Annotated in this window: 21 protein-coding genes and 3 pseudogenes; 14 read left to right on the top strand and 10 right to left on the bottom strand. The window is 68.3% G+C overall.

The genetic code is table 11. The features are described from left to right. Positions 1-2 precede the first annotated feature (2 nt). Together JIX56_RS45515 and JIX56_RS45520 are read right to left on the bottom strand one after the other, a co-directional pair. The gene (locus tag JIX56_RS45515) at positions 3-1238 is read right to left on the bottom strand and encodes an MFS transporter (RefSeq protein WP_257550056.1); all 1236 of its coding nucleotides are present in this window, start codon (positions 1236-1238) and stop codon (positions 3-5) included. Positions 1239-1454: 216 nt separating this feature from the next. Beyond that, positions 1455-2516 carry a glycoside hydrolase family 5 protein gene (locus JIX56_RS45520; RefSeq protein WP_257550058.1) on the bottom strand — a complete coding sequence of 354 codons (1062 nt, stop codon included), beginning with the start codon at positions 2514-2516 and terminating at the stop codon, positions 1455-1457. Between the two features lie 315 nt (positions 2517-2831). Between JIX56_RS45520 and JIX56_RS45525 the strand changes: the two are divergent. The 4 genes and pseudogenes from JIX56_RS45525 to JIX56_RS45540 all read left to right on the top strand — a co-directional run. Further along, positions 2832-3062, top strand: a pseudogene (locus JIX56_RS45525) (DUF305 domain-containing protein); the annotation flags it as partial. A 5-nt stretch (positions 3063-3067) separates the two neighbouring features. Beyond that, positions 3068-3577: a DUF4396 domain-containing protein gene (locus JIX56_RS45530; protein ID WP_257550060.1), complete on the top strand. Its 510-nt coding sequence runs from the start codon at positions 3068-3070 to the stop codon at positions 3575-3577. A 232-nt stretch (positions 3578-3809) separates the two neighbouring features. Further along, a complete protein-coding gene (locus JIX56_RS45535; protein ID WP_257550062.1) occupies positions 3810-4691 on the top strand; it encodes an LLM class flavin-dependent oxidoreductase in 882 nt (293 codons plus the stop codon). Positions 4692-4926: 235 nt separating this feature from the next. Further along, positions 4927-5892, top strand: coding sequence for a YihY/virulence factor BrkB family protein (locus JIX56_RS45540; protein ID WP_257550064.1), 966 nt, complete (start codon positions 4927-4929; stop codon positions 5890-5892). A gap of 382 nt (positions 5893-6274) precedes the next feature. On the opposite strand, the gene JIX56_RS45545 is transcribed toward JIX56_RS45540, so the two are convergent. Beyond that, positions 6275-7303, bottom strand: a complete 1029-nt coding sequence (locus JIX56_RS45545; RefSeq protein ID WP_257550066.1) for a DNA-directed RNA polymerase subunit alpha — start codon at positions 7301-7303, stop codon at positions 6275-6277. 345 nt (positions 7304-7648) lie between these two features. Next, positions 7649-8260, bottom strand: coding sequence for an antibiotic biosynthesis monooxygenase family protein (locus tag JIX56_RS45550; protein WP_257550067.1), 612 nt, complete (start codon positions 8258-8260; stop codon positions 7649-7651). Positions 8261-8587: 327 nt separating this feature from the next. Between JIX56_RS45550 and JIX56_RS45555 the strand changes: the two genes are divergently transcribed. The 5 genes from JIX56_RS45555 to JIX56_RS45575 all read left to right on the top strand — a co-directional run bounded on the left by JIX56_RS45555 (position 8588) and on the right by JIX56_RS45575 (position 13910). After that, entirely contained in the window at positions 8588-9988 is a 1401-nt protein-coding gene (locus tag JIX56_RS45555; protein WP_443032089.1) for an extracellular solute-binding protein, read from the top strand. After that, a complete protein-coding gene (locus JIX56_RS45560) occupies positions 9985-10932 on the top strand; it encodes a carbohydrate ABC transporter permease (RefSeq protein WP_257550071.1) in 948 nt (315 codons plus the stop codon). The genes JIX56_RS45555 and JIX56_RS45560 overlap by 4 nt, the downstream gene beginning before the upstream one ends. Continuing rightward, positions 10929-11789, top strand: coding sequence for a carbohydrate ABC transporter permease (locus JIX56_RS45565; protein WP_257550073.1), 861 nt, complete (start codon positions 10929-10931; stop codon positions 11787-11789). Before JIX56_RS45560 ends, JIX56_RS45565 begins: the two co-directional genes overlap by 4 nt. Positions 11790-12237: 448 nt before the next feature. Continuing rightward, positions 12238-13164, top strand: coding sequence for an arabinan endo-1,5-alpha-L-arabinosidase (locus JIX56_RS45570; RefSeq protein ID WP_257551496.1), 927 nt, complete (start codon positions 12238-12240; stop codon positions 13162-13164). 323 nt (positions 13165-13487) lie between these two features. Continuing rightward, positions 13488-13910, top strand: coding sequence for a cupin domain-containing protein (locus JIX56_RS45575; protein WP_257551498.1), 423 nt, complete (start codon positions 13488-13490; stop codon positions 13908-13910). Between the two features lie 64 nt (positions 13911-13974). Here JIX56_RS45575 and JIX56_RS45580 read toward each other — a convergent pair whose 3' ends face one another. Beyond that, positions 13975-14796, bottom strand: a complete 822-nt coding sequence (locus JIX56_RS45580; protein WP_257550074.1) for a methyltransferase domain-containing protein — start codon at positions 14794-14796, stop codon at positions 13975-13977. Between JIX56_RS45580 and JIX56_RS45585 the strand changes: the two are divergent. Beyond that, positions 14780-14979, top strand: a pseudogene (locus JIX56_RS45585) (IS5/IS1182 family transposase); the annotation flags it as partial. The gene JIX56_RS45580 and the pseudogene JIX56_RS45585 sit on opposite strands and share 17 nt — an antisense overlap. Before the next feature lie 83 nt (positions 14980-15062). Here the strand turns inward: JIX56_RS45585 and JIX56_RS45590 are convergent. Together JIX56_RS45590 and JIX56_RS45595 are read right to left on the bottom strand one after the other, a co-directional pair. Beyond that, complete coding sequence (locus tag JIX56_RS45590; RefSeq protein ID WP_257550076.1) at positions 15063-15365, bottom strand: hypothetical protein; 303 nt, start codon at positions 15363-15365, stop codon at positions 15063-15065. A gap of 185 nt (positions 15366-15550) precedes the next feature. Further along, positions 15551-15952, bottom strand: coding sequence for a hypothetical protein (locus tag JIX56_RS45595; RefSeq protein WP_257550078.1), 402 nt, complete (start codon positions 15950-15952; stop codon positions 15551-15553). A gap of 526 nt (positions 15953-16478) precedes the next feature. On the opposite strand from JIX56_RS45595, the gene JIX56_RS45600 reads away from it, so the two are divergent. Next, entirely contained in the window at positions 16479-17420 is a 942-nt protein-coding gene (locus tag JIX56_RS45600) for a glutaminyl-peptide cyclotransferase (RefSeq protein WP_257550079.1), read from the top strand. A gap of 140 nt (positions 17421-17560) precedes the next feature. Here the strand turns inward: JIX56_RS45600 and JIX56_RS45605 are convergent, their stop codons facing one another. Then, positions 17561-18082, bottom strand: a complete 522-nt coding sequence (locus JIX56_RS45605) for a hypothetical protein (protein WP_257551500.1) — start codon at positions 18080-18082, stop codon at positions 17561-17563. A gap of 46 nt (positions 18083-18128) precedes the next feature. Here JIX56_RS45605 and JIX56_RS45610 point away from each other — a divergent pair. Together JIX56_RS45610 and JIX56_RS45615 are read left to right on the top strand one after the other, a co-directional pair. Next, positions 18129-18403: pseudogene (locus JIX56_RS45610) on the top strand (transposase); the annotation flags it as partial. 493 nt (positions 18404-18896) lie between these two features. Continuing rightward, on the top strand, positions 18897-19778 hold the full coding sequence (locus JIX56_RS45615; RefSeq protein ID WP_257550081.1) for a prohibitin family protein: 882 nt from the start codon (positions 18897-18899) through the stop codon (positions 19776-19778). A gap of 185 nt (positions 19779-19963) precedes the next feature. On the opposite strand, the gene JIX56_RS45620 is transcribed toward JIX56_RS45615, so the two are convergent. Then, a complete protein-coding gene (locus JIX56_RS45620) occupies positions 19964-20872 on the bottom strand; it encodes an NAD-dependent protein deacetylase (protein ID WP_257550083.1) in 909 nt (302 codons plus the stop codon). Between the two features lie 837 nt (positions 20873-21709). Between JIX56_RS45620 and JIX56_RS45625 the strand changes: the two genes are divergently transcribed. After that, complete coding sequence (locus JIX56_RS45625) at positions 21710-22315, top strand: hypothetical protein (protein WP_257550085.1); 606 nt, start codon at positions 21710-21712, stop codon at positions 22313-22315. Positions 22316-22693: 378 nt separating this feature from the next. On the opposite strand, the gene JIX56_RS45630 is transcribed toward JIX56_RS45625, so the two are convergent. Beyond that, complete coding sequence (locus JIX56_RS45630) at positions 22694-23893, bottom strand: cytochrome P450 (protein ID WP_257550094.1); 1200 nt, start codon at positions 23891-23893, stop codon at positions 22694-22696. Positions 23894-23896 lie beyond the last annotated feature (3 nt).

Consider the following 23896-nt stretch of genomic DNA (forward strand, 5'->3'; position numbering starts at 1 on the left):
GGTCAGGCGGCTGACGCGTTCTCCGCAGGTTCGGGCCGCGTCTTCCGAGCGTCCTGCCGACGTTGCGCCCAGCGGACGGCGAGCGGCGCCGCCAGGCCCGTCAGGGCGAACAGCGCTCCCACGACGTACCACCCGGGGCGGCCCCAGGTGATGCAGAGCGAGATGATCAGAGCCGGCCCGAGGGCGTCGGCCAGTCCCGCGCCCAGGCCGAACACGCCCAGGTACTGGCCGGTGGCATGCCGGGGGGCGAGGGCGAAGGACACCTCGAAGCCCGCGGCGGAGTACCACAGTTCGCCGACTGTGTGGATCACCGCCGCGGTGATGAGCAGTGCCCCGGCAGCCCACGCCGGTATGCCGGCGGCCAGCGAGATCAGTGAGCAGGAAACGAGAAAGGCCACGCCCGCCCTGCGGTAGGCGTTTCCGCCGGCCGCTGGGGAAACGATGCTGCGGCTCGCTCGCACCTGGAATGCGATGACGATGACGGTGCTGGTGAGAATCGTGCCTGAGATGAGCCAGTGCGGGGCGGTGGTGGCACCGACGAGCCAGAGCGGGATGCCCACGGTGAGAACCTTGAACTGGACGGCCATGATGCCGTCGAGGGCGGTGAGCAGCAGGTAAGGGCGGTCGCGGACGGCGGTCCAGCGGGGGCCGCCGAGGGCGGGGACCGGTGCGACCGGCGGGAGGAGGACCAGGATCACCGCGGCGACCACGAAGGCGATCGCGTTGCCGATGACCATCAGTTGATAGGCGGTGAGCGTGCCGACCTGAACCACCCAGCCCGCCAGCACGGCACCGAGGGAGATGCCGAGGTTGGTCACCGCACGGAGATAGGCCCGGAATTCCTGTGGCCGGTCCCCTCCGTAGTGCCTGATGAGCGGGGAGCGGGCGGCGGTCCCGGCCGTCTTCGCCCCGGCCGCCGCGCAGACCGCGAGGACGAACGGCCAGAAGGCGTCCGCCATCACGAAGCCGGCCGTGGCCAGTGCCTGGACCGCCAGGGTGACCGTATAGACGCCGCGCGCTCCCCATCTGTCCGCCAGATGACCGACCGTGACACCCAGGGCCAGTGCGACAAGACCGGCTAAGCCGAGGCCGAGTCCCACGTCATCCGCCGGAAGGTGAACCGCCTGGGTGAAGTACAGCACTCCGGCAGTCAGATAGAGGCCGTTGCCAATGGTGTAGACGAAGTTCGAGGCCGCGAGGACGCGCTGCGGCCGGGTGTCCGGAATCAGGCGGGGCATGGGCGAGACTCCACATCACAGGTGGGAAGCAAGAGCCCCGCAAGCTTTGTTGTGCCCCACCTGCCCTCGCAAGAGGGTCGCGTGGGCGGGCAATGAGTGCTGACCAGACGCGTACGCCGGTCAGGGCGGGCGTCGGCGGGCGTCGGCGGGCGTGGACGGGAGCGGGCCCTGGGCGCCGGTGCGCCGCTCCCGTCGTACCCTTCCTCTCCCCTCCGGTCAGAAGTCGTCCGTCGTCCTGATGCGGTCGCGGATCCAGACACCCGAGGGCTTGAGGGAGGACGTACCGGTCCACGGACCGTTGCCGGCGCACGTGCCCGGCTTGAACACGGCGCCGGTGCGTTCGTCGTCGGAGAAGTTCCAGTTGACCCAGCTGATCTTCTTGGCCGCCAGCAGATCGAGATAGCGCTGCGACATGGTGAAGTCGTTCGCGCCCTCACCCGCGTAGTTCTGGGTGCCGAACTCGGTGACGAAGACGGGTATGCGGTCGGCCGCGCGGGTGAGCGTCTGCAGGTACTCGTCCCGGTGCGAGTACGCGTAGAAGTGGAACGTGTACATGATGTTGGCCGCGTTCACCTGGTTGTTGACCACCTCGGACTCGTTCGAGCCCTCCGAGACACCGAGCGAGGACCATGCGCGGGTGCCGACCAGGATCGGGGTGTTGGGGTCCTTGGCCCTGATGACGGGGATGAGCTGCTCGGCGTAGCTCTTGATGCGGGACCAGCTCACCCCGCTGGGCTCGTTCGCGATCTCGTACAGCAGGTTGTTCTTGTCGCGGTGGCGCTGGGCGATCTCGGAGAAGAAGGTCTTGGCGCGGGCGAGGTTCTGGTGCGGGTCGCCGGGGTCGAGCATGTGCCAGTCGACGATGGCGTACATGCCGCGGGCGGTGGCCTGCTCGATGGCGGAGTGAACGAGGTCGGTGAAGCGGCGCGGATCGGTCTCGTAGCCGCCCTCCTGGACATACATGGAGATGCGCAGTACGTCCGCCTTCCAGTCGGTGGCGAGCGCGTTGAGCGAGCCGTTGGTGACGCACTGGCTGTACCACTGCAGACCGTGTGTGCTCATACCCCGGAGCTGGATCGTTTTTCCTTGCTGGTTGCAGAGCTTGGTGCCGCAGACCACGAGCTGTCCGTTGGCGGCGACCGGTGTGGCCGCCGACGGGGCCACGGCCGCCGGAAGGGGAGTGGGGGCAGCGGGGCCGGCCTGTGCGGTTCCCGGGATCAGGACAAGGCCGAGAAGGAGCAGCGCGGCGACGAGCAGAACGGATCGTGCCGGTCTCATGGGGGACTCCTGACGGTCTGTGACGAGAATCGACGATTCTCGATCGGACCTGTGGATGGACTGATCGACCAACTGGTAGGAAACTTTCCTAACAGAAGGGAAATAGCAGTTGGTCCGGACCTTTGCAAGGGACCTGACAAAACCGCCCCCGGTCGCGCGTCGACCCGCTGCCCGGGTCCCTCCGCCACTGGCTGCTGGTACTGACGGTGCTGGCGGGGATCCTGGGCATGCACGCACTGGCGTAGGTCGTGCGGGGCTGGGCGCCGCCTGACCTTTCCGAACTGCAGCTCCTGCGGATATGGAGCGGCGCACAACGCCGCCGACGTCGCCTTCGCGGAGATGATGATCGAGCACCACGAGGGTGCGGTCGCCATGGCCAGGACCGAGCAGGCCGACGGTTCCTACCCGCCGGCCAAGACGATGGCCGGGCAGATCATCCAAAATTCTGTCGATCACTCTGCAGGGAATACCCCACCCGGGTATACGGTTAGGGGGCACGTGAGGCCCGGCGGAGCGGGTCACACTGGGACTGGAAGGGGGATATGACGGTCATGGATCACAGCACGCACGGCACGCACGGCACCCAACACCAGCATCACCCCGGGCACCACGGCCAGCCAGCGTCGGCGGCGTCCTGGTCCACGGCGGTGAAAGCGACGCTGCACTGTCTGACCGGCTGCGCCATCGGTGAGATCCTCGGCATGGTCATCGGCACCGCCCTGCTGTGGGGCAACGTCGAGACCATGGTGCTGGCAATCGTGCTGGCCTTCCTGTTCGGCTACTCGTTCACACTGTTCGCGGTCCTCCGGGTCGGCCTGGCCTTCCGGACGGCGATCAAGGTCGCACTCGCCGCCGACACGGTGTCCATCGCCGTGATGGAGCTCGTCGACAACGGCATCATCGCCCTGGTCCCCGGCGCCATGGACGCCCACCTGTCCGACGGGCTGTTCTGGTCCGCCCTCCTGGGAGGCTTCGCCGTCGCCTTCCTGATCACCACCCCGGTCAACAAGTGGATGATCGGCCGCGGCAAGGGCCACGCCGTCGTCCACACCTACCACTGACTCGGCCCTCGCCGTAGGCGTCGCGCCCGGGGACTCCATGCCGACGGGGTGCCCGGGGCGCGTCTCACCCGCACCGCAGTGCTCGACCGGTTGCCGGGCAATGCGGCCGCCCCCGCCCACCAATCGCGCCTGCTCGGGGGGCGAGGTCCGCGCCATCGTCGGGCGCCCGGCCGTCGTTCGCCAGGTGGGATACGCCGTTGATCAGGCCGTCGTCGCCGCATAGGTTCCCCACATGACAAACGTACGGATCGGTGTGATGTACGACCGAGACTGGGCCCCAGAGGGGTTGCCCGAGTTCGCGCGGCGGGCCGAGGCGCTGGGTGTGGACGACCTGTGGGTGGTGGAGGACCTCGGCTGGAACGGCGGCGTGTCGGCGGCGGCCGTGGCCCTGGGCGCGACACACCGCCTGCGGGTGGGCATCGGCATCACCCCGGCCCCGCTGCGCAGCCCGGCGCTGCTGGCGATGGAACTGGCCACGCTGGCCCGGACGTTCCCCGGTCGGCTGGTGGCCGGCATCGGACACGGCGTGCGGGAGTGGATGGTCCAGGTCGGTGTCGCACCCCGCTCCCCGCTGGCTCTGCTGGAGGAGACGATCACCTCCGTGCGCGCGCTGCTGCGAGGTGAGCGCGTCGAAGTGACGGGACGTGAAGTGCGGCTGGACGGAGTCAAGTTGGTGCATCCGCCGACCGAGGTCCCGCCGGTCGTCGCGGGAGTGGTGCGCCCCCGCTCCCTCGAACTGTCCGGCCGGGTCGCCGATGGCACGCTGATCGCCGAGGGCCACGGTCCGCGCGATCTGGAACACATCCGTGAGCTGACCATCAAGGGCGGCGCCACTGCCGACCACACCCTGACCGTCTTCGCCTTCACGTGCGTCGGCGACGACCCCGACGAGGTGGCCCGCACCCTCCACCCCCACACCGAGGGCCACGGCGCCTGGCTGGGCCGCCCTCAGGAGGAGGTCTTCACCGTGTCCGGCGACGCCGCCCGGGCCGCCGACGGCATCCGCGAACTGGCGGCGGCCGGCGCGGACACGATCGTCCTGCGCTTCGTGGGAGGGGATCCGTTGGGGCAGTTGGAGGCCGTGCTCGGAGCCCGGCAAGCGTCCACGGCCTGAGAGGACTCCGTTCGAGTCATCCTCGTTGCCCCTCGGCGGGCGGTGCGCGCGGTCCGGTGGCTCTTGCGCCCACTCCTCCGTCCCACCGCACCAGCGGGACTGGCGGCCATGGGTGTGGCGGCGCCCCTTGGTCCACCTGACGGCCGACCGCCGTAGTCGTTCGGCTGTACGGTTCTCCCGCGGCAAGATCGTGTTCTTCGTCCGGCCGTACGAACGACAGGAGGAGACGTTCTCGATGGGGACCGTTGTGCACGTCCCGCAGACGCGGGACATGATCGGGGACGAGCTCTCCGGAGACGAGGCGCTCACCGCGCTGAGGCACTACGGAGGCCGCCGACTGCTCCTCGACGCGTTCGCCCGGTTCCGCTACGCCGACGGCTTCACCAACTCCCGTTCGCTCGCGTTCCAAGTGGTCCTGGGCTTGGTGCCGTTCACCATCGCGCTGGTCGGCGTGGCCACCACCGTGCACACGGAGAGCGTGGGGCGGATCATCGAACTCACCCTGGGCCAGATCGTGCCGGGCGCCAGCACGGGTCTGGTCGAGGACGCTCTGGACGCCACCGCGCGCAGCGCCGGATCCGGAGTCTGGAACGCCGTCGCCATGTGGCTGGGACTGGCCTTCGCCGTACTCAACCTCGCCTCGGCGATGGCGCAGGTCGAGCGGGGCGCCAACCGCATCTACGGCATCGAACGCGACCGGCCGTTCCTGGCCAAGTACGGGCGGTCCCTGCTCCTCGCCCTCGCGGCGGGCATGCCGATGGTCCTGGGGTTCCTCGTGCTCGTCGCGGGGGATGCCGTCGGGAACGCGGTGGTGGAGGCCCTCGGCTGGCCCCGGGAACTGCTCGACTGGTGGAGGCCCCTCGAAGTGCCCCTGGGGGTGGTGCTCGCCTGGGTCGCGTCGGCGGTGATCTTCCGCTGGGCTCCGCGCCGGGACCAGCCGGGCTACACATGGCTCGCGTTCGGCTCGGCGGTCCACCTGGTCCTGTGGATCACGGCCACGTGGCTGCTGTCGCTCTACGTTGCCGAGAGCGGATCATTCGGCGCCGTGTACGGACCGCTGACGGCGTTCGTCGCCCTGCTGCTGTGGGCCAACCTGACCGGCGTGGCGCTGTTCCTCGGCATCGCGTTCGCCGCTCAACTCGAAGCGGCCCGGGCCGGAATCACCGAGGCCGTGCAGCCGGATCCAGGACCGGGGCCGTGACCCCGGCCCGTGAACACCCGCCCGGGTCGCGTGGTCCGGCACCGCACCTCTCCGGCGCTTGCGATGTACGGAACCGGACCACGCGAGCTCTCCGGGCACTGACAGCGAGGGCGTGAGGGCGTGAGGACGGTCGACGGGCGCCGACGAGGGGCTGCGCTCGCAAGCACAGCCCCCTGCGCGGTGTCACCCCCGCAGCGAGCGCTCGTCCCCGCTCGGCCGGGATGCGCATGAGCGCATCCCGTTCACACCATCTGCGGTGACCCCGAGGCCGGCCACAGAACAGCTGTCGTTCGTCCCCCGCTCGATGGCGGCGACCGCGTACTCAATCCGCGGAGCCACCGTCGCGGGGGAACAACGGCCCAGCTGATTGGTTCAGCTGCGTTCAGTACTGCTCGGTCTCCACAAAGCCCGCGTCCCCGTCCCCGTCATTGCCAGCGCCGAAGGAGTCAGCGGCGGCGGTCGGGTTGAATCCGGGAGGGCTGTCCTTGAGAGCCAGGCCCATGTCGGCCAGCTTCGCCTTGACCTCGTCGATCGACTTCGCACCGAAGTTACGAATGTCGAGCAGGTCGGCCTCGGAACGAGCCACGAGCTCACCCACGGAGTGGACGCCCTCACGCTTGAGGCAGTTGTACGACCGGACGGTGAGGTCGAGCTCCTCGATCGGCAGTACCAGGTCGGCGGCGAGGGCGGCGTCCGTGGGGGACGGGCCCATGTCGATGCCCTCGGCGTCGATGTTGAGCTCGCGGGCCAGACCGAACAGCTCGACCAGGGTCTTGCCGGCCGAAGCCATGGCGTCACGCGGACGCATGGCCTGCTTGGTCTCGACGTCGACGATCAGCTTGTCGAAGTCGGTGCGCTGCTCGACACGGGTCGCCTCGACCTTGTACGTGACCTTCAGCACGGGGCTGTAGATGGAGTCGACCGGGATACGGCCGATCTCCTGGCCCACCTGCTTGTTCTGCACGGCGGAGACGTAACCGCGGCCACGCTCGACCGTCAGCTCCATCTCCAGCTTGCCCTTGCCGTTGAGCGTGGCGAGGACGAGGTCGGGGTTGTGCACCTCGACACCGGCCGGGGGCGCGATGTCGGCGGCGGTGACCAGACCCGGGCCCTGCTTGCGCAGGTACATCACGACCGGCTCGTCGTGCTCCGAGGAGACGACCAGCTGCTTGATGTTGAGGATCAGGTCGGTGACGTCCTCCTTGACGCCCGGCACGGTGGTGAACTCGTGCAGGACACCGTCGACGCGGATGGACGTGACCGCCGCACCCGGGATCGAGGAGAGGAGGGTACGGCGAAGGGAGTTGCCGAGGGTGTAACCGAAGCCCGGCTCCAGCGGCTCGATCACGAACCGGGAGCGGAACTCGTCGACGACCTCTTCGGTCAGGGACGGACGCTGAGCAATCAGCACGAGGTGTTGCCTCCAGTGGTTCGGCGCCCGCTATGTGACGCCATAGACACCATGAAGGGTACGGCCCATACGGCCCGGAAGAGGCCGAGCCACCCGACTCCACCCCAGCGAGGAGGCTTCGGGCCTCCCTAACCGCCGCAGTCCCACGGCCGTTTCTGGCTTCCCCACGTCCAGTTCTCGGGCCAGTTCTCGGGCGAGCAGGACGGTCAGGCAGACATACGCGGCCATGGACGGAGTACGTCGCGATCATGGCGTTGGTCGGAACAGTATGGCAGGGATGGTGTGCACCGCTCACGGCGCTGTGCTTGGCCGATACCGCCTTCCCGGCTCGGAACCGCCGTCGTCTCAGTCGGCGCGCACGTCGGCGAAAACGACCTCGAACTCTTCCAGCCCGGTCACGGTGACATGGGCCTTGGCAGCACCCTCATGCCTGGCTGCCGCCTGGCCGGCGCGGGACGCGGCAAGGGATTCGCGGTCGGTGAACAGGGCGCCGACCAGCCCGCGTCCCCGGTCCCGGTCGATCAGGAGGGATGCTCTGGCCAGTCCGGGGAGCGCCTCGAGCCTCGGGACCACCGAAGCCCGGAACGTATCGGTGAACAGATCCGCGTCCGAGGGGTCGAACTCCACCCGGGTGACCCGCAGCCCGGCTTCCGCCTCCGGTTGCCGGATCGGGTGGAAGACCACCGCTTCGAAATTGTCAGTCGTTGTGGTCGCCGCGAACGGCTCCAGGAGCGCCGCTCGCCGCTCACGCAATGCCTCGTCGCTGTTCCTCCGGGCCTCCTCGGACTCCCACCAGCTCACCGCCAGCAGTTTTCCGAGCTCCCGGTCCACGAAGATCCCGAAGCCGCGGAATCCTGGCTGCTGCTCGAGCAGTTCCCGGCCCTCAGTGCTGAGCCCCTCGATGGCCCTGTCGATGTTGGCGGGATCGCCGGTCGCGTAAACCGTGCGTACGAACATGACGCCTCCCAGAAGCCACGCGCGCATCCGAAACTTCCGACAAAGCCAGTCTTCTACCGGGAGCGAACCTGGGCAAAACATAGCCCGTCCGGCGCAGTGACGGCGGTCCGGGATCGGACGGGCGCGTCACTCGATCGTGGCCGTGCCGTGCACGACTCGCCCGCGTGAGGTGGGGTGCGAGTCTCGGCCACCTCGGCGGGCGGCCGCCACTGGGCCCGCTGTGTGGATGCCTGTGTGAACCGTTGACTCGGAAGCGCTTCGAATCTACCGTCCGTCCGAATTCGCGAGCACAGTTCGATATTTCGGACGACTGAGGGGTGGGCCGTGATCGATGCACGACGCTTGAGCAGAAGGAAGTTACTCGTCGGCACCGGAGGGCTGGTGCTGGGTGCGGCGGGGTGCGCCGCACCGTCCTTCGGGGCCGAGGGGAAGACACGGCTGCGTTACTGGCACCTCTTCGGTGGGGGCGACGGGGCCAATATGACCGCGCTGGTCGACGCGTTCGCCGAGGAGCACCCGGAGATCGACCTGGAGGCGACCCAACTGCAGTGGGGCACCCCGTACTACACGAAGCTGGGCATGGCGGGGGCCGGCGGGCGGGCGCCCGAGGTCGCGATACTCCATCTGGCGCGGCTCGCGGGCTTCGGTCCCGGACGGCTCCTCGACCCCTTCGACCTGGACCTGCTGCGTGACCTGGGCGTGGGAGCCGACCAGTTCCCCGAGGACATCTTCAAGCGCGGCGCGGTCGACGGGCAGCAGTACGCGATCCCGCTCGACACCCACCCCATGGTGCTCTACTACAACACCGACGTCTGCGAGAGGGCCGGGCTGCTCGGCGCCGACGGGCAACTGCAACCCATCGGTAGTGCAAGGGAGTTCATGGACGCCCTGCGCGCGGCGAAGAAGGCCACGGGCGTCCCCGGGCTGAGCGCCGAGACGACCGGACCGGACTGCGTCACGCCCTGGCGGCTGTTCGCCACCTTCTATTCGCAGCTGGGCGGCACGGTCCTGTCCGCGGACGGTAGACGCCTCACGCTCGACGACGCCAAGGCCTTGGAGGTCCTCGAGTTCATGGCCAGGCTCACGGCGGACGGGTTGATGGTGCGCCGTGTCGACTACCCCGGCTCCATCGGGGTGTTCAACGCCGGCAAGACCGCCTTCCATCTCAACGGCGAGTGGGAGGTGTCGACCTTCACCACCGCCGAGCTGCCGTTCTCCATGACCCGCGTACCCGCGCTGTTCGGGCGCCCCACCGCCCAGGCCGACTGCCACTCCTTCGTACTCCCGCACCACGACGGCCGCTCGGCCGGGGCGAACGAGGCGGCCCACACCTTCGTCGCCTGGATGCTCCAGCACTCGGTGGACTGGGCCAGGGGCGGTCACGTTCCCGCGTATCTGCCGACGCTGACCCGACCGGACTATCTGGCACTGGAGCCGCAGTCCGCGTACCGGTCCGTCATCGACGACGTGGCGCTGGACCAGCCCGCCTGGTTCGTGGGCTCGGCCTCGCCGATGTGGATCCAGCTGGGCGCCGTCTTCTCGGGCGTACTCACCGGATCGCGCACGCCGTCAGGCGCCCTGCGCGAGGCGAAGAAGCGGCTGCGCAAACTGCTCGACATGCCCGATCCGCTCGGCAGCGGGCCCGTAGGTGAAGCCCTCGGCCGTGAGCGACTTGTCGGCGAAGGCGAAGGCGAAGGCGAAGGCGAAAGCGAAGGCGGTGCCGCGTGACCACGACGACGACAGCGACCGTCGTCCCGGTCCCAGGGGAGCAGGCGACGGCGAAACCCGTCATCGTCCGCCGCAAGTGGACCGAGCACGGCCTGATGTTCATCGCCCCCTTCTTCCTCACCTATGCGCTCTTCCTTCTCTGGCCGCTGGTGTCCGGCATCGGGATGAGCCTGCGCAGCGACAACATCACCGGCGAGGGAGGGGAGTTCATCGGCGTCGACAACTACAGCGAAGCCTTCCAGGACCCCAACGTCTGGTCCTCGCTGGGGAACACGATCTGGTTCACGATGCTGTCCACGGTCCCGTTGGTGGTGACGGGCCTGGTCTTCGCCCTGCTCTCGCACCATCTTCGGTTCGTCCAATGGCTGTGGCGGCTCTCCTGGTTCGCGCCCTTCCTCCTGCCGTCGGGCGTGATCGGCCTGCTCTTCCTCTGGGTGATCTTCCCCTCCGACTTCGGCTTCGCGGACCAGCTGCTCGCCTCGTTCGGCCTCCACCCGGGGATCGGCTGGCTGACGGACGAGCGGTACGCGATGCTGTCCATCGTGGCGGCCACCGTCTGGTGGACGGTCGGCTTCAACTTCCTTCTCTACCTGGCCGCGTTGCAGTCGATCCCTCAACACCTGTACGAGGCGGCCGAGTTGGACGGCGCGGGGGCGTGGCAACGGCTGCGGCATGTCACCCTCCCCATGCTGAAGCGCACCACAGGAGTCGTCCTGGTCCTCCAGATCCTGGCCTCCCTCAAGATCTTCGACCAGGTGTACATCATGACCGGCGGCGGACCCGACGACTCGACCCGCCCGATCCTCCAGTACGTCTACCAGTCCGGCTTCACCGGCTACCGCATCGGCTACGCCTCGGCGGTCTCGTACCTCTTCTTCGCCCTGATCGTCATCGTGTCGCTGGTGCAGCTGAGGTTGTCGCGGCGGAGTGGGGAGTCGGCATGAGCGCGTCACTGTCAACGGACGAGGGCCGCAAGGCCCGTTGGACCCCGGGCCGCTGGGTCATGCTGGCCGCGGCCGTACTCCTGTCGGTGGTGTGGGTCCTTCCCCTGGCGTGGGCCCTGGCGACGTCCTTCAAACCGGAAGGCGAGGCGACACGGACGCCCCTGCGCTGGCTCGGCTCCCACTTCACCTTCGACGCGTACCGGAAGGTGTGGGAGGCGGGCGACATCGGCCGCTGGATGTTCAACACGGCGTACATCTCGGTGATGACGACGATCCTGACGGTTCTGCTGTGCGCGATGGCGGCCTACGGCTTCTCGCGCACGGAGTTCCGTGGCCGCAAGGCGCTGTACGCCGTCGTCCTGGCGGGAATCATGGTCCCGCCCCAGGTCTTGATGGCCCCGCTGTTCGCGGAGATGGTGCAGCTGGGCCTGGTCGACACGTACTGGGGTGTGATCCTGCCCCAAGTCGCCGTCCCCGCCATGGTGTTCATCCTGGTCAAGTTCTTCGACGGCGTCCCCCGCGAACTGGAGGAGGCGGCCTTCGTCGACGGCGCGGGCCGCTGGCGCGTCTTCTGGACGATCGTGATGCCTCTGTCCCGTCCGGTCCTGGCGGCGGTCGGCATCTTCACGTTCATCTCGACCTGGAACAACTTCCTCTGGCCGTTCCTGGTGACCACGGACCCGGGCGGCATGACGCTCCCGGTGGGCCTGGTCAACGTCCAGACGTCCTACGGCCTCCGCTACGAGCAGATGATGGCGTCGGTCGTCATCGCGGGCCTGCCGCTCCTGATCGTCTTCACGCTGTTCCAGCGGCAGATTGTGCGGGGGGTGGCGCATACGGGGCTGGCGGGGGAGTGAGGCCTTCCAGGGTGGTGCCCCGGCACATCGGTATGCGGACCGTCTGGCGCGGTCGCCCCCCCCGGCCGACTCGGCCGTGGTGTCCAGTGACCTGTGCGGCAGCTGACCTGTGCGACAGCTGAGCTGTCGAACGCGATTCGACGGCCGTCGTGAGAGGAGTTGCTGCGCGAACCGTTGACGCGCAAGGGGTTCGATTCTACGGTCCCGTTCGAAGTCGTGACCCGCGTTCACAATACCGAACGCGCTGAACCTGTCCGAGCATGCTGAACGCTCCGAGCGTGCCGAGAAGGTCCGGACGGGGCCGTCCCCCCACGCAAGGAGGATCCGCGTGAGCCGCACCTCCCGCAAAGCCGCTCGCAGGACCACCCGCAGAGCCACCGATGGAACCACCCGCAGAGCCCTTGATGGAACCACCCGCAGAACCGCTCTCTTCGCCGTCCCCGCGGCGATTCTCCTCGCTCTCGTCCCGAGCTCGGCGTCCGCGTATCCGAACCCGGGCACCGTAACCGGCTCGGTCGTCGTCCACGACCCGACGATGATCCGCACCTCGTCGGGCCAGTACCTGCTGTACGCCACCGGCGGCGGCATCGGCAACCGCACCTCCACCAACCGCATCGCCTTCAGCGGCGGCGCGGACGCCTTCTCCAGCAGGCCGAGCTGGTGGCGCACCTACTCCTCCGTGCCGGAGGCCTGGGCACCCGACATCTCGTACCACGGTGGCAAGTACCTGATGTACTACTCCGTCTCGTCCTTCGGCTCGCAGAACTCCGCCATCGGGCTGGCGACATCGACGACCGGCCGGCCGGGCAGCTGGACCGACCAGGGCATCGTCCACACGTCGAGTGCGTCGAACGACTACAACGCCATCGACCCGAACCTCTTCGTGAACGACGACGGCAAGTGGTGGCTGTCCTTCGGCAGTTGGTGGACCGGGATCAAAATGATCCAGATCAACCCGTCGACCGGGAAGCAGCTCTCGTCCAACACCACCCGCTACTCGCTCGCCTCCCGCCCCACCGGCACCAAGGCCGTCGAGGCCCCGTACATCGTCAAACGGAACGGCTACTACTACCTGTTCGCCTCGTACGACACCTGCTGCGCCGGCACCAGCTCCACGTACAAGGTCAAGGTCGGCCGCGCAACCAGCGTCACCGGCCCGTACCACGACAAGAACGGCGTCGCCCTGATGAACAACGGCGGTACGCCCGTGCTGGAGTCGCACGGCCGGTACATCGGCCCCGGCGGACAGTCGATCATGAACGACGCGGACGGCGACCTGATCGTCTACCACTACTACGACGGCCAGGACAACGGCACTCCGAAGCTCGGCATCAACCTTCTGAACTGGAGCAGCGGATGGCCCGTCGCCTACTGACCCCTGAGGGCGCGGCGCGTGGATCTCGTACCACAACGGCAACTACCGCCTGGTGGCGACGAGTTGGACCAAACGCCGTCACCATCCACAAGTCGCCGACACTCGCCGAAGCCCAGCCGCGCCATAGCTGGTTGCCTGGGCGGGGTCAGCCTGCGGCGCAGCTCTGAGGGCGGCGCGGCTGGAACCATGAGAAACGCGTCGACTTTCGCCGGGAGGCGTGTGGATCTAGGTGATGCCGTCCCAACAGCGCCTGCGGCACCCTAGGTTCACGGCGGTAACCGCTCTCGTCCCCGCCTTGCAGGAGGCCCCGCACGCGCCGCACGATCCGTACCGCCATAGTCGGCGCGGTCACCGCCGCCGTCCTCGTGGTGGGCGGCACCGCCCATGCCACGCCCGCTGGAGCGGGGGTCACGGGCCGCGTGATCAGTCAGACCACCGCGAACGGCACCGACTACATCCTGCGGGAGGTCACGATCCCGCCCGGCCAGGCCACCGGCTGGCACTACCACGACGGGCCGCTGTACGGCTTCGTCAAGCAGGGCACGCTCAGCCACTACGACTCCACGTGCGAGACCGACGGCGTCTACCGCACCGGCGACACCATCCAGGAACCGGCCGGACCCGACTACGTCCACATCGGCCGCAACCTGGGCGACACCCCGCTCGTCCTGGTCGTTCTCTACGTCCTGCCCCACGGTTCTCCGTTCTCCGAGGACGCCCCGAATCCGGGCTGCTCCTTCCAGTGATCACCCGGCGGCCGGCGAGGACTGCGCATGTCGTCGACCGCGTGGGGGGCTCAGGGACCCGGTGTCAGGCACGGCGGCCGATGGCGACGTAGGTGTTGCCGAAGAAGCGGAGGCCGCTCCTGTTCTGTTCGGCCTGTTTGAATGCCTCGTCCCAGCGGGCGATGTCGTCCGGGGTGATGAGGCCCTCGGCGAGCAGGGCGTCGCGGGCGGCCCAGGCGGGGCCGCGCATACCGGGTGGAGGTGTCATGACGTCGATGTGGCCCTCGTAGGCGATGACTTCGAGACCGGCCGCGGTGAGGAGTTCGTCGAGCCGGGTGCCTACGGTGAGGTCGTTGCCGCGGCGCCGGTGCAGTTCGCGGTAGCGCGCGTCCAACTCGTCGTACGCGGCGGGGGCACCCCGCAGCCGGAAGCCGCTCGCGTCGATGTCGACGAGGTACACAGCACCGCCGTCGGGCCTGGCCAGTGCGGCGAGGTGGTCCACGATCGCCTGCTCCCGGCCGCCGTTGTGGGCGAGGACGTGCCGGAGCATCACCACGTCGAACGTGGCCTCGGCCAGCCCGGTGGCGTCGGCGGTGCCGGTGTCGGTGTGCACGGGCACGCCGGAGCGCTCGGCGAGCGCCGAGGCGACGGCCAGCGCGTCAGCGTCGCGGTCCACCGCCCATACGACCCCGTCGGGGCCGACGATGTCCGCCAACCGCACCGAGAGCGCGCCCGGTCCGCACCCCACGTCCGCGATCCGCGCCCCGGGCGCCACCCCGGCAGCCGTCCACAACTCGTGTTCACGTCGCTCGGCGATGTCGGCCATGAGCCGGTATCGCGCGATCTCCGAGTCGTCGAGGGTCAGTGAGTAGTCGGCCACTGGGTTCCTTCCCTGGTCCGTCGCCATCGGCCGCTCCTACGGCGGACTGACCACAAGGATCCATCTCCCCGCCGATGCCCGCTGCGCGGCCCCTGGTGGATTGTTCTCACCGCCGGCCAGGCCGGCGACGCTCCCGCCATTACCGACGTCATGGCCCGCCTGCGCGTTCCCCGACGCCGTGGGCGGCCTCGCACCGGGCCGGACGTGGTTCCTTTCTCACTGAGCTGCTGATGCCGTCGTCTCAGGATCCGCCGCCTTGATGGGCGGCGGACCGATCCAGTCGGCCGGCTGCCTCATTGCTCGTCGAGACCGCCCTCATGCTCCAGATCAGCCATGAACTGATCGTGCACCCTCAGCTCCCGCCCCCTGCCCGGACTCGTCAACACGATCGTCTTCGCCTCACCAAGTGCCTCGGGGCCGGCCCCAAGCAATTCGCGCGTGACGACTACCGCATCCAGTACCTCGACTCGGCGCTCACTCAGCAGGCGCTGCACTGCGGCCATCCCACCCTCATCCGCCAACAGCGGCCGACACTCCTCGACAAGCGCCTCAAGCCGACCCGCCCTCTCCGGATGCAGCCCTCTGATCGCCATCACGCCGCCCCTTCCTCTCAAACAGACCCTTCCCTGATCATCCCCGACTCCAGCGGGCCCTGAGACTTACCCCGGTTTCCCCGGATCTCGAAGTCCATCGCACCCCTTGAGCTGGGGTGTTGCGACGACTCCTAGAACCCAAGTTGTCGGCGCGGGGCCTTGGTCCGTAGAGACGAGGCCCTGGCAGCTCAGGAGTTCAGCTCGAAACCCTGGCTGCTGGTGTTGCTGGCGCCGGGGCTGTTGATGTTGTTGTTGGTGGTGATGTTGTTGAAGAACGGGAGGATGCCGCTGAGGTTGACCGGCAGAATTGACCCGCCGCCGCCGTCCCCATCTCCGTCGCAGTCGCCGCCCGTGATGGTCGTCGGATCACTGTCGCTGTCGGCGAGGCCACTGCCGACGCTCTCCACGGTGTTGGTGACCGTACAGGGGGCGTCCGTGGCGACATCGACCAAGAGTTGGAAGGTGTAGTTCCCCTCGGGCACGGCAGTCCCGAAGTAGTTGATCGTTGTTTCCGTGACCTCGCAGTCGAAGACATCCGAATCCTGCGTGAGATCTGCGACGGTGAGACCCGTGGGAAGCTCGTCGTACACGCTGAGGGACGGCTGGTTCTCGACGACGTTCAGGGTGATGGTGTAGGTGCCCTGCCCACCCCGCGAGAAGGTTCCGGTGTGGCTTTTCTCGACGTCGATGCTTCCCTCCGACGGGGCTGGGAGGCTGCGGGCGTAGCGCCGACGGTGAACGGCAGGGCGCCGGCCAGCCCCAGCACCGTGGCCAGTGTGGCGATTCGCCGCCTCAACCCGACTTTCCTCATGTGGAATTCTCCTTTGAACCTGTCATTGACCGCAGTTCTATGGTCGGGATGAAGATGGGTGCGACGCAGGCATGAGAATTGCACTCAAGGGGCACCAGCAAGGTGACCCACTCAAGGGGCAAATAGCCCCGTCACCCGTTCGCTTCGACGGGCAGGTTTGAGCGAAGGCCGACAGCTGCAGCCTTTCCCTTGCATCGTCCCTCATCAGCCAATATCGCCCGGGCGATTGGGTGAAAGCGACGCAGAACCGTCATCGAAACAGCCCGGTTACGTTACTCGTCTGGGCGCTCTGCCCACTCCCAGGCGTGAATCCGAACAACTGGGCTCTCCATAGAATGAGAAAAGCCTATAAATTATACCGATTGGCGCGGTGGATGGCGCGCTCGATGCTGGGCGTGCTGGTTTCCGGCGCCACCATCGGGGCGTGCTCCCCCGGCAGCCCCGCTGACAACGCGGCGCGTACTGCGGCTCTGCCCGTCGGTCATGGCCACGCACAGGCTGACAGCCGTCCGGCGGACTCCGTACTGCTGCGCGTCGAAGTGCAGGATGTCCTTCCCCACGATCCGCAAGCGTTCACCCAGGGGCTGGAGTTCCATGGCGGCACCCTCTACGAAAGCACCGGCCTGGTGGGCCGGTCCTCCGTGCGCGCCGGACAACCGGGGGAGCCGGCCACCGCGTACGCCGGACTGCCGGCGCCTCTGTTCGGCGAGGGCATCACTGTGTCCCGTGCCGGCCTCTGGCAACTCACCTGGCGCAACGGCATCGCCATTCAGCGTGATCCCACCACCCTCACGGAACGCCGCAGGGCCACCTACCAGGGAGAGGGATGGGGCCTGTGCCATCAACGCGTTGCCGGGCGGGAACGGCTGGTGATGAGCGACGGCACCGACCGGCTCACCTTCCGCGACCCAGACACCTTGAAGGCGACGGGTGGTGTCGACGTGCGCCACGACGGCCGTCCTGTGACTCAGCTCAACGAGCTGGAATGCGCACCCGACGGCTCTGTCTACGCCAACGTCCACCCGACGGACACGATCGTGCGCATCGATCCGGCCACCGGTGCCGTCACCGCTCGCATCGACGCCACCGGCTTGCTCGCGCCGTCCGAACGTCGTAGTGCCCAAGTACTCAACGGCATCGCCGCCGTCCCAGGCACCAACCAGTTCCTGATCACCGGCAAGCTCTGGCCCCACATTTTCAAGGTCACTTTCACCTCGGTCGCCTCAGCAGGGCGGGACCGCTCTTAAGGGGGCCTGGAGAGAGCCCACGGGACCATGACCTTCTGGTGCCGTCGCCATTCCCACCTGTCAGGGCTCTGCGACTGCCTCTACCTGCACGACAACCGTCCTCATCGCAGCCATCAACGGGTGGCCGTGCCCCCTGGCCCTCACTCAGCGGGATCCACGTTCCACGTAGCAGGCAGATCACTGCCGCAGAAGACACAGACGAAGTCGCCCTCGCGCACGATGTTGTGCTCCTGGCAGCCAGGGCACCGCCGGAATACCACCTCGTGGCTGAAGCCGGAGGGCCGCCCAAGCTCAACATCGTCCAGAGCACGAGCGACTGCCGACCAGGAGCTGATGTCCGGGCAATATCCGGTGGACTGGTTGCTGACCTCGCCCACAGCCCACCGGCCTGCCTCGCGTGCGAAGCTGATCTCACCTGCACTCAGAACCATGTCTCCGTCGGCACAGGCCACGTGCTCACTTCGCCGCGGCGCCAGCCGAAGCACACCGTCCATACCGACCACGAAGGTGAACGGCTCGGCCAGCTCCGCCGCCGATCGCCCAGCGATCCAGCTGCCGAAGTCAGCCGCCGAGCCGATCCGACACCCGCCGCCACCAGACCGGACCGCAGTCTTCAGCTCGACCGGTCCGACATATCTGTAACCCCGCCCCCGCGCACTCACGTCAGCCAACCTAGAGCACTTCCTACCCGCGCCCTAGAATTAGGGCTCCGCCGCGACCTGGAAGAAGACGTTCGGGCATCACCCGCTGATGGCCTTCGTCGACCACGGCCGAGGCAGCAGCGGAGAGCCGGTCGCTGCTCTGCTGCGGCCCGGCAACGCGGGCAGCAACACCGCCGTCGACCGCATCACCACGGCCCAACTCGCCCTGGCCAGCTGCCAGAGAAATCCCGGCGCGGGCGTCAGACACTGATCCGGACCGATTCCGGCTGCGGCACACACGAGTTCGTGGCCTGGCTGGCCAGACGCGGCCGTTGGCTGTCGCGTTATGGCCGTAGGCTCAACCCTTTACAGGGCATTTGGTTGCCAAAGGGTGAAATGGCACCCCCCCTAGGTCCTGAACGTGTAGAAACCTGGCCTGGTCACCCCCTGGTACCGAGGCTCTTCCCCTTGCTGCAATGAAGAGAAGAGCCCGCCGGGCCGAGGTTGCCTGGACAGCGTTCACTCGACCCGACGGGCACCGACGATCACCTATGGAGAGGTGTCTCGTGTCCAACAACCGTACCCCTGAGGCAGAGCCGCGTCACGGGCTCGTCGTGCGATTGAGCATGGTGTTCTCTGCCTGTTCAGCGCTCGTGAACATCGGGCGTCTGCTGCGTGAGTTGATGCTGCACCGCTGACTTCTGTGATCATGCCCCCTTCTCGTCTTCGGTCGCGAGGGGGGCATCGTTCTTTGAGGAGCGGGCCTCGTTAGGATGCGCTGCGCGTCGCCCCCGAGGCGGCGCGGATCCGTTTCTGGAGGGGGATACCTGTGTTCGTGCTGTCCATCTTGCTGCTCATAGCGGCGGTCGTGGTCTTTCTGGTCGGTCGTGGCCGTGACGGCGGGGGCTGGAAGCTCGGGGCGGTGCTGAGTGCGGTGGGGGGCGCGCTGGCCGGTGTGTTCGCCTGCGTCCATGTGGTGAGCGCCTATGAGGTCGGTGTGCCGGTGACCTTCGGCAGGGTCGGCGCGCCGTTGACGTCCGGCATCCAGTTCAAGTCGCCGTTCACCGAGGTCACGTCCTTCTCCACGCGGCCGGTGGACCTCAACCTCTACGACAAGGATGTGGTCGAGGTCCGTTCCTCGCAGGGCGGGGTGCTGTACGCGGACGTCACCATCAAGTGGGCGGTGGTGCCGGCGAAGGCGGTCTCGCTGTACCGGCTGGCGGGCAGTGAGGAGGCCGTCCAGGAGCGGCTGGTGCTGCCGGACAGCCGGGAGATCGTCCGCAATGTCTTCGCGAAGCACACCAGCGAGGAGGGCTATGCCTCCGCCCGCGAGCAGATCGGCGGGGAGATCGAGGACCTCATCAAGGAGCGCCTGGCGCCGCGCGGCATCGACGTCACTGCCGTCAATCTGCGCAACGTGAAGCCGTCGGACAAGCTGCAGGATCAGATCGACAAGACGATCCAGCAGGAGCAGGCCACCGCGCGGTCCGAGGAAGGGCAGCGTACGGCGGAGGCGGAGGCGGAGCGCAAGCGGATCGAGGCGGAGGGCATCGCCAACGCCAACAAGATCATCGAGAAGTCGCTGAGCGACAAGGTCCTTTACAACCAGTGCTTGGAGGCCTACAAGGAGGCCGCGAAGGCCAACCCGGTGTACGCGGTGCCGTGCGGTACGGACTCGGGCGGCACGCCGGTCATCGTGGACGGCAGCAAGAACTAGCCCCGACCCCGTACAGGGCCGGCAAGCACAGGGGGTAGCCAGAGGAATCCGAGCGGGAAGTCGTCCCTGTGCTCTGGGCTCCTGGCCGACCGCGAGCGGGAATGAAGACAAGGAGCGGGAGCCGGTCCGCTGGGCCGGCCGGCGTACCGCGCAGCGACTGCGGTGATCCGACACTCGACCGGGCTCTACCTCGCCCTGGCCGTCACCTCGTCGTCGACGGGAATGCCCAGCCGGCCGGCCAAGGTGGTGAGGGCCGTTCCCAGCGGGAGCGCGACCCGGGTGACGGCGTGCCGGTCGCCCCGGGTCGCGTCCAGGTTGACGATCAGCACCGGCTTCCCGGCCTCGGCTGCCTGGCGGACGAACCGAAGCCCGGACATCACCGTCAGTGAGGAGCCCAGGACCAGCAGCGAAGCCGCCTCACGGACCAGCGAGCGGCAGTGCTCGACCCGCGGCGGCGAAACGGCCTCGCCGAAGAACACCACGTCCGGTTTGAGGATGCCGCCGCAGACCGTGCAGGGCACCACGCGGAAGTCCCCGACCTGATCGTCGGTGAGGTCGGCGTCGCCGTCCGGGTTGATTCCCGCGGCCGCCGGCTCGAAGCCCGCGTTGGCCTCCTCCAGCCGCCGGGCGAGTTCACGGCGCGGGCTGAACGCGCCGCACAAAAGGCAGACGACCCGCTCCAGGCTTCCGTGGAGTTCCACGACGCCCGCGCTGCCGGCGGCCTGGTGCAGGCCGTCGACGTTCTGGGTGATCACACCTGAGAGGAGGCCCTGCCGTCCGAACGCGGCCACGGCCCGGTGCCCGGCGTTGGGGCGGGCGCGGCCGAAGGTGCGCCAGCCGAGGTGGCTGCGCGCCCAGTACCGGCGCCGGGCCTGGCCGCTTGCGGTGAAGTCCTGGTAGGTCATCGGGGTGTGCCGACTCAGACTCCCGCCCTCGCCCCGGTAGTCGGGGATGCCCGACTCCGTGGAGATGCCCGCCCCACTGAGCACCAGCACACCGCCGGAGCTCAGCGCACCGGCGACGGGCTCGAGATCCGTGGTGCCCGGCGGCAGGTCCTCGGCAGGGGTCCAGCTCAAAGTGGGGCGCATGCGCATGCCGCCCAGAGTACGGAACGCTGCCACCGCCGTTTCCGCTGTCGATGGCGTCGTCGACTCGGATGTCGCCGTGCACGATCCGCGGCGGGGGAGCGGTCCTCCGCGGACCTGGCCGCCCCCACCACAGCCCTGCTCGGCCGCCTCGACGATGCCGGCCAACTGCAGTACGCCGGACGCGCTACCGTCCTGAACCTCGCTGTCCGCCAGACCCTGGCCGCCGAACTCCAACCGGCAACATCAAACCTTTCTCTTCCCGCTGATGTTGACGGGTCTCACGCAGCTCGGCGCCTGCCACTACGACCCGACGCGATCGGCTCGTCCGGCGGCACCGCTCGGACGACTTCGTACGGCAACCCCTACGGGATGCCCCTCAACGATCGGAAGCCGGCCGCCGACCCGGCCGTACCCTTCCTCCCGATGGAGCCGGGGGAGCGGGACATCCCAGCGCGTGCCGCTGTGCCGCGACCGCCGTCATCGCCGCCGCGTCCTCACGGCCCGGCTGCGCACCACGCGCCGCACCGGCCGCCCCTTGTACGGCCCCGCCGAACACCAGCCGCCCGCGATGTCTGGGCAACTGCTCCTCGTCGGCCAGGAGGTAGGTGGTGTCAGCCTGGTAGAGCCCGCCCCGGGCCCAATCCCGATCGGGGCACGGGAGAACGGGGTGCTCGTTACCGTCCGGTGACATTCATTGCATATCTGCAGCAAGCGTACAGAGCAACGGAAGAGCACCTTGATGAGTCTTACGAGATGTCATGACCGGAAGGGCCATGGCGGGCCGCACGAGCGCGTGCCTCCTTCCGCATCCGGTCGCCTCGACACGCAACGCATGGGGGAATCATGAACGTCCGTATCCGTGGTACCCGGTTAGCGCTGGCCGCGCTGGCCACCGGGACCGTACTCACCCTGGCTGCCGCCCCGGCGATGGCTGCGGGCTCTCCCCGGTTCCTGGAACCGGGTGAGCTGCCGCCGCACCCGACGTCGCCCTGGTACGCCGGTCCGGTCGTCGCCGGGCAGCCCGAGCACCCGCCGGTCTGCGTCGGGGAGGCGCTGCCCTCCATCTCCAGCCACCGTGAGTACTGGACGGAGTACGACACCAACGCATTCCAGGTCACCGTGGTGGAGCGCAGTGAGCAGCGGGCCAAGGCGTTCGCCGCCCTGCTGCGTCAGAAGATCGCCGACTGTGCCGAGCGGCTCATGGAGGAGACTCCCGACCTCACGGCGACAGAGAAGAACTACGGCACAATCGACGTCGAGGAAGGCGCGACCGTCCACGGCCTGCACACCGTCTCCGACTGGGGCTCCTCCGACGTCAGCCTGTTCTCGGTGGGCCGGGACGGCAGGACCGTGACCTACGTCCGGTGGGCGCAGATGGGTACCTTCGAGCATGCTCAGGTCGCGGACTTCAAGGCGACCACGGTGACGGCTGTCAACAAGCTCTACTGAGCCCGCCCGAGCCGCCCGTCCTGCACAGGCGAGGCGGGCGGCTCCCCCCGGCCGTTCCGGCCGGGGGCTGGGCGTTGTCAACTTGGCTGACTGGCTGGGGCCCTGGGACGCCTTCAGCGTGATCTCCCCGCACTTACGGCCCTGTCGCCACCTCCTGACCGCTGCCGCCTACCGCGCTCAGATGGCCACTCGATTCAAGGCCCGGTGAGGATGCCGTGGGTGCCGATGCGGCGCCAGAGGACGTGCTGCGTGCCGCGGAGTATCGAGGAAGAAGGAGCAGTCGCTACGCCCGGCGAAGCGCAGGGCGGACGGTCCACGAACCGGAAACCCGCCTGCTTCGCGTGCTGCACGACGGTGTCGTTGATTCGGCCGTTCGCCTCACCAGGTAACCGGCAGTTCGTGCAGGCCGTTCACCATCGTCCCGGTCTTCCAGCGCAGTTCCTTCACGGGGACGGCCAGACGGAGACCGGGCTTGTCTTCCAGGAGGACTTCCAAGGCCACTTGGAGCTCCACACGAGCCAGATGAGCACCGATGCAGTAGTGCGGGCCGTGCCCGAAGCTGAGGTGCGGGTTGACGGTCCTGTCGAGCACCAGCTCGTCGGCGTCGTGGAAGACAGCGGGGTCGCGGTTGGCGGCCGCCGTGTCGACCAGGACGGGGTCGCCCGCGCGGACGAGGGCGCCGCCCAGCTCGATGTCCTCGGTGGCGTAGCGGGGGAAGGCGAAGCCGTTGGGCAGCGGCACGTAGCGCAGTAGTTCCTCGACCGCGCGGGGAAGTGTTTCGGGCCGGCCGAGCAGAGAGGAGAAGCGGTCGGGCCGCGCAAGCAGCAGATAGCAGGAGTTGGAGATCTGGTGGTAGGTCGTCACGAATCCCGCGCTGATGAGGACGGGGGCGAGGGCCATCAGCTCCCGCATGGTGATGCGCCCCTCCTGGTCATGCGCCCGCACGAGGGCGCTGAACAGGTCTTCGCCGGGTTCCCGGCGGCGCAGCTCCACCAGCTCGGCCGTGTACGCGGCGAACGTGTTGTTCCACTTGTGGAATTCGTCGGCCGTGACCGTGTGGGACATCATGACGTCCAGCCAGTCCCGGACACGGACGTGGCCCTCCTGGCTGATGCCGAGCAGTTCGCCGATCACGGTGATCGCCAGCGGGTACGCGAACCGCTCGCCCAGGTCCGCCGGAGCGCCCGACTCCGTCATGTCGCGGGAGAGTCCCTCGGCGATCTCCCGCACACGCTCGCGCAGCCGCTCGACCCGGCGTGCCGTGAACGCCTTCGCGACCGTGCCGCGCAGGCGGGCGTGGTCGGGCCCGTCGGTGGAGAGCAGGCCGCCGCCGCTCACCGCCACCGGTCTGACACGCGGCCGGTCCCGGCCGGCCGCCGCGGCCATGCTGAACCGGGAGTCGCCCAGCACCGACTTGGCGTCGGTGTACCGGGTGACCAGCCAGGCGTCCTCGCCGTACGGCATCCGCACCCGCACGGGTGGACGCTGTCGCAGGTCGGCATAGAGGGGGTGGAGAGCGAGGCCGTCGGGCTGCTCGAAGGGATAGGCGAGCGGTTCCCGCAGTGCCGACTCCGTCATGGT

Source organism: Streptomyces sp. CA-210063 (assembly GCF_024612015.1).
Classification (GTDB): domain Bacteria; phylum Actinomycetota; class Actinomycetes; order Streptomycetales; family Streptomycetaceae; genus Streptomyces.